Below are 4,894 nucleotides of genomic sequence, written 5' to 3' on the forward strand. Positions count from 1 at the left end.
TGCCGGCTCGGTTATGGGGCTGCTCGGCCGTTCATCGGTCGGCGGCCGCCGGGGCCTCCAGCTCGGTCAGCCACTCGTCGATGAGGGCGGCGGCCGCGCCGGAGTCCTCACGGATCACGGAGAGGTGGTCGGCGTCGACGGGCCGTACGGTGGCCGACGGCACAAGCGGCCGGTGCAGGGTGTCGGCGTCCGGTGCGGGGACGCCCTCGATGAGGGCGCGGGTGCACTTGATCTCGAGTACGGGCGCGGTGGTGGGGTGCACGTCGAGGGCGTTGAGCAGGACCATCCAGCGGCCCATCGCGGACAGCCGGGAGTTGGTGAGCCGGACGGGCGAGTCGTCGACGGCGGTGAAGTTGAACCGCATCATGCCCGAGAAGTCCACGCCCTCGTCGTTCTTGTGCTGGATGCTCAGGGTGTCGAGCAGTACGACGGCGGCGGGGCGGATGCCCCACGTGGTCTCCAGTACGCCGGCGGCGGCGTAGGCGAGGGAGCCGCCCGAGGAGTGGCCGACGAGGACGAAGGGCCGTCCGTCGGCGGCCTGCAGGGCGCTCTCGGCGATCACCCGGGCGGCGGCCTCGGGCCCGGCGGGCAGGGCCTCGCCGGTGGCGAAGCCGACCAGCGGCAGTGCGGCCACGTCGCGGCTGCCCCGGAAGTGGGCGGAGAGCTGGGCGTACTGGTGGACGCCGCCGTTGGCGGTGGGCGCGCTGACGCAGACCAGTCTCGAGGCGGCCGGGCCCTCGGCGAGCGTCACCGGCCAGGGCAGGTCCTCGAGTTCGGCGGTCGCCTCGAAGGTGGGCCGCAGGGCGGCGACGGTGGCCAGCATGCGCTGTGCCTCCCGGGTCTTGCCCTGGGCGAGGCCGTCGAGGAACAGCCGCTCCATCGAGTCGTTCTCGACCGGGCCGCCCGGCACGCCGCCGCCCCGGGGGACGGAACCGCCGCCCTGGGTGCCCAGTTCGGTGAGCAGCCAGGAGGTGAGGCCGTTCGGGGAGCCGCTGTCGTAGACGATGCCGGCGGGCAGTTGGAGGCCGGTGGCCTCGCTGAGCCTGCGGCGCAGTTCGATGCTGATGAGGGAGTCGAAGCCGAGCTCCAGGAAGTCCCGTTCGGGGTCGACCTCGGAGGTGTCGGGGTGGCCGAGGAGTTCCGCGGCGCAGGTGACGACCAGGTCGTGCAGGGCTTGTTCCTGTTCGGCGGCGCCGAGGGTCGTCAGCCGGTCGCGGAAGGACGCCGGGTCGGCGGCGCCGACCGGCACCGTGGAGACGGTCGCGGCCGGGCGGGCCGTGCGTGCGGCGGGTGCGGCGGACCGGTCGGCGGCGCCGGGGCCGAGCAGCCGGGCGGCGGACGACGGGCGCAGGGCCAGTGCCTCGACCGACAGGACGGGCCGGCCGGCGGGGTCGACGGCTGCGATGGACACGGTGTCCTCCCCCGCCTTGGCCAGGCGCACCCGCAGCCGGGCGGCGCCGGAGGCGTGCAGGGACACCCCGGACCAGGCGAACGGCAGCAGGCCCTGGTCGGCGTCCTTCAGTTCGACGAACTCCACGGCGTGCAGTGCGGCGGTGAGCAGGGCCGGGTGCAGGGCGAACAGTTCGGCGTCGTCCGTGCGGCCGGGCAGTTCCAGTTCGGCGAAGACCTCCTCGCCGCGGGTCCAGGCGGCGCGCAGGCCCTGGAAGAGGGGACCGTACTCGGTGCGCTCGTAGAAGCCGGTCAGGTCGAGGGGTTCGGCGCCCTGCGGCGGCCACGGGGCGGCGTCGAACTCGACCTGCCGCTCGTCGGGGGCGAGGACGCCGGTGGCGTGCCGGGTCCACGGCTCGTCGGGGGCGTCGGCGGAGCGGGAGTGGATGCCGAGTTCCCGGTTGCCGGACCCGTCGGGGGCACCGACGCGCACCTGGACGGCGACGGCGCTCCCGGCGTCGAGCGCGAGCGGGGTGGTGAGGGTGAGGTCCTGCACCCGGCCGCAGCCCACCTGGTCGCCGGCGCGCACGGCCAGTTCGAGGAAGCCGGTCGCCGGGAAGAGGACCATGCCGCCCATGGTGTGGTCGGCGAGCCAGGGGTGGGTGCGCAGGGACACCCGCCCGGTGAGCAGCACTCCGCCGGTGTCGGCCAGTGCCACCGCCGCGCCGAGCAGGGGGTGTTCGGCGGGGGTGAGTCCGGCGCCGGCCACGTCCCCGGCGAAGGCGAGGGGCCGCGGCCAGTAGGCGCGGTGCTGCCAGGGGTAGGTGGGGACGTCGGTGCGGCGGGCGCCGCTTCCCTCGTAGAAGGCGGCCCAGTCGACGCGGACGCCCGCGACGTGCAGTTCGGCCAGCCCGGTGAGCAGTGCGGTCTGTTCGTCGCGCCGGGCGCGCAGGGCGGGTGCCGCCACGGCGTCCGCCTCGTCCCCGAGGGTCCCCCGGGTCAGGGCGGTGAGGACGGCGCCGGGCCCCAGCTCCAGGAAGGCGTCCGCTCCCCCGTCGGCCAGCGCGCGCACGCCGTCGGCGAAGCGGACGGTGCCGCGGACGTGGCGCACCCAGTAGTCGGCCGAGCACAGCAGCTCGGGGCCGGCGATCTCGCCGGTCACGTTGGAGACGACGGGGATGGCCGGTTCGACGTACGTCAGCTTCTCGGCGACCGCGCGGAAGGCGTCGAGCATCGGCTCCATCAGGCCCGAGTGGAAGGCGTGGCTGACGGAGAGGCGCTGCGTCTTGCGGCCCTGCGCGGCGAACTCCTCCGCCAGCGCCACGACCTCGGACTCGGCGCCCGCGATCACCACCGCGTCCGGACCGTTCACCGCCGCCAGGGCGATGTCATCGGTCAGGCGCGGGGTGATCTCCTCCTCGGTCGCCTGCACGGCCACCATCGCGCCACCGGCCGGGAGTTCCTGCATCAGCCGGGCACGCGCCGCGACCAGCGCGCACGCGTCCTCCAACGACAGCACCCCGGCCACGTGCGCGGCGGTGATCTCACCCACGGAATGCCCGGCCACGAACTCCGGCCGCACACCCCACGACTCGACCAGCCGGAACAACGCCACCTCGACGGCGAACAGCGCGGGCTGAGTGAACCCGGTCGTGTCCAGGAGTCCCGCCTCGGGCGTGCCCTCCTCCGCGAACAGCACCTCCCGCAGCGGACGCTCCAGCTCCGCGTCGAGGTGGCGCAGTACGGCGTCCAGGGCCTCGGCGAACACCGGGAAGGCGGCGTACAGTTCACGCCCCATCCCGGCCCGCTGCGAACCCTGGCCCGAGAACAGGACGGCGAGCGAGCGCTGTGCCGCGCGACCGCGCGCGACCTCGACGGGCCGCTCGCCCTCCGTGCCCGCGAGGAGGACCGCCCGGTGCTCGAACACCGACCGCCCCGACGCCAGGGAGAAGCCCACGTCCAGTGCGGTGGCGTCGGTCAGGGCCGACACACCCGCGAGCTGTGCGTCCAGGGCGCCCTTCGTCTTGCCGGCGACCGGCCACGGCACGACCGTCGGGTGGGCCGTCGGTGCCGCGGGCCGCTCCGGCTCCTCCGGTTCGGGGGCCTGCTCGACGACCAGGTGGGCGTTGGTGCCACTGATGCCGAAGGACGACACGGCGGCGCGGCGCGGCCGACCGGTCTCCGGCCAGGGGGTGCGTTCGGTGAGGAGACGGACGTTGCCCGCGGTCCAGTCGACATGGGTGGAGGGCGCGTCGACGTGGAGGGTCTTGGGCAGCACGCCGTGGCGGATGGCCAGGACGGTCTTGATGACGCCGGCGACACCGGCGGCGGCCTGGGAGTGGCCGATGTTGGACTTCACCGAGCCGAGCAGCAGCGGCCGGTCCTCGGGGCGGTCCTGGCCGTAGGTGGCCAGCAGTGCCTGTGCCTCGATGGGGTCGCCCAGGGGTGTGCCCGTGCCGTGGGCCTCGACGGCGTCCACGTCGGCGGGTGAGAGTCCGGCGCTGGCGAGGGCCTGCCGGATGACGCGCTGCTGCGAGGGCCCGTTGGGGGCGGTGAGCCCGTTGGAGGCGCCGTCCTGGTTGACCGCGGAGCCACGGACGACGGCGAGGACCTGGTGCCCGTTGCGGCGGGCGTCGGAGAGCCGTTCCAGGACGAGGACGCCGGCGCCCTCGGACCAGCCGGTGCCGTCCGCGGAGTCGGCGAACGCCTTGCAGCGGCCGCTGGTGGAGATGCCGCCCTGGCGGGTGAAGCCGGAGAAGCCCATCGGGGTGGACATGACGGTGACGCCGCCCGCCAGGGCGAGGCCGCACTCGCCCTGGCGCAGGGACTGGGCGGCCAGGTGGACGGCGACCAGGGAGGAGGAGCAGGCGGTGTCCACGGTGACCGCCGGGCCGGCGAGGTCGAAGGCGTAGGCGACGCGGCCGGAGACGACGCTGGCGGTGAGGCCGGTGGTGGCGTGGCCCTCCGCGTCCTCGCGGGAGTTCATCACGACGCCGACGTAGTCGACGCCGGCGGTGCCGACGAACACGCCGGTGCGGGAGCCGCGCAGGGACACCGGATCGAGGCCGGCGCGTTCCACCGCTTCCCAGGTGGTCTCCAGCAGCAGTCGCTGCTGCGGGTCCATGGCGACGGCCTCGCGCGGCGAGATGCCGAAGAACCCGGCGTCGAAGGCGGCGGCGTCGACGAAGCCGCCCTCGGCGGCGGCGCTGCTGCCCGCTCCCTCGCCGCCCAGGGCGTCGAGGTCCCAGCCCCGGTCGGTGGGGAACGGGGCGATGCCGTCGCGGCCCTCGTCCAGCAGCCGCCAGAAGTCCTCCGGGGAGGCGACCTCGCCGGGCAGCCGGCAGGCCATGCCCACGATGGCGATCGGCTCGTGCCGGCTCGCCTCGGCCTCCTCCAGCCGCCGACGGGTCTTGTGCAGGTCGGCCGTGACCCACTTGAGGTAGTCGACGAGCTTTTTGTCATCGGACATGACGGGAGAACCCTTCCTGTGGTGAATCGGCTCGTC

1 protein-coding gene is annotated in these 4,894 nt (G+C 74.7%); it reads right to left on the reverse strand.

What is annotated here, in order from left to right:
- Positions 1-31 precede the first annotated feature (31 nt).
- Positions 32-4,858 carry a type I polyketide synthase gene (locus FHX78_RS00835; RefSeq protein WP_145865528.1) on the reverse strand — a complete coding sequence of 1,609 codons (4,827 nt, stop codon included), beginning with the start codon at positions 4,856-4,858 and terminating at the stop codon, positions 32-34.
- Positions 4,859-4,894 lie beyond the last annotated feature (36 nt).

The organism is Streptomyces capillispiralis (assembly GCF_007829875.1).
GTDB lineage: Bacteria > Actinomycetota > Actinomycetes > Streptomycetales > Streptomycetaceae > Streptomyces > Streptomyces capillispiralis.

What these genes read in the sequence shown, in the direction of transcription:
- FHX78_RS00835 (WP_145865528.1), bottom strand. Translation starts at nt 4,858, where the DNA reads ATGTCCGATGACAAAAAGCTCGTCGACTACCTCAAGTGGGTCACGGCC.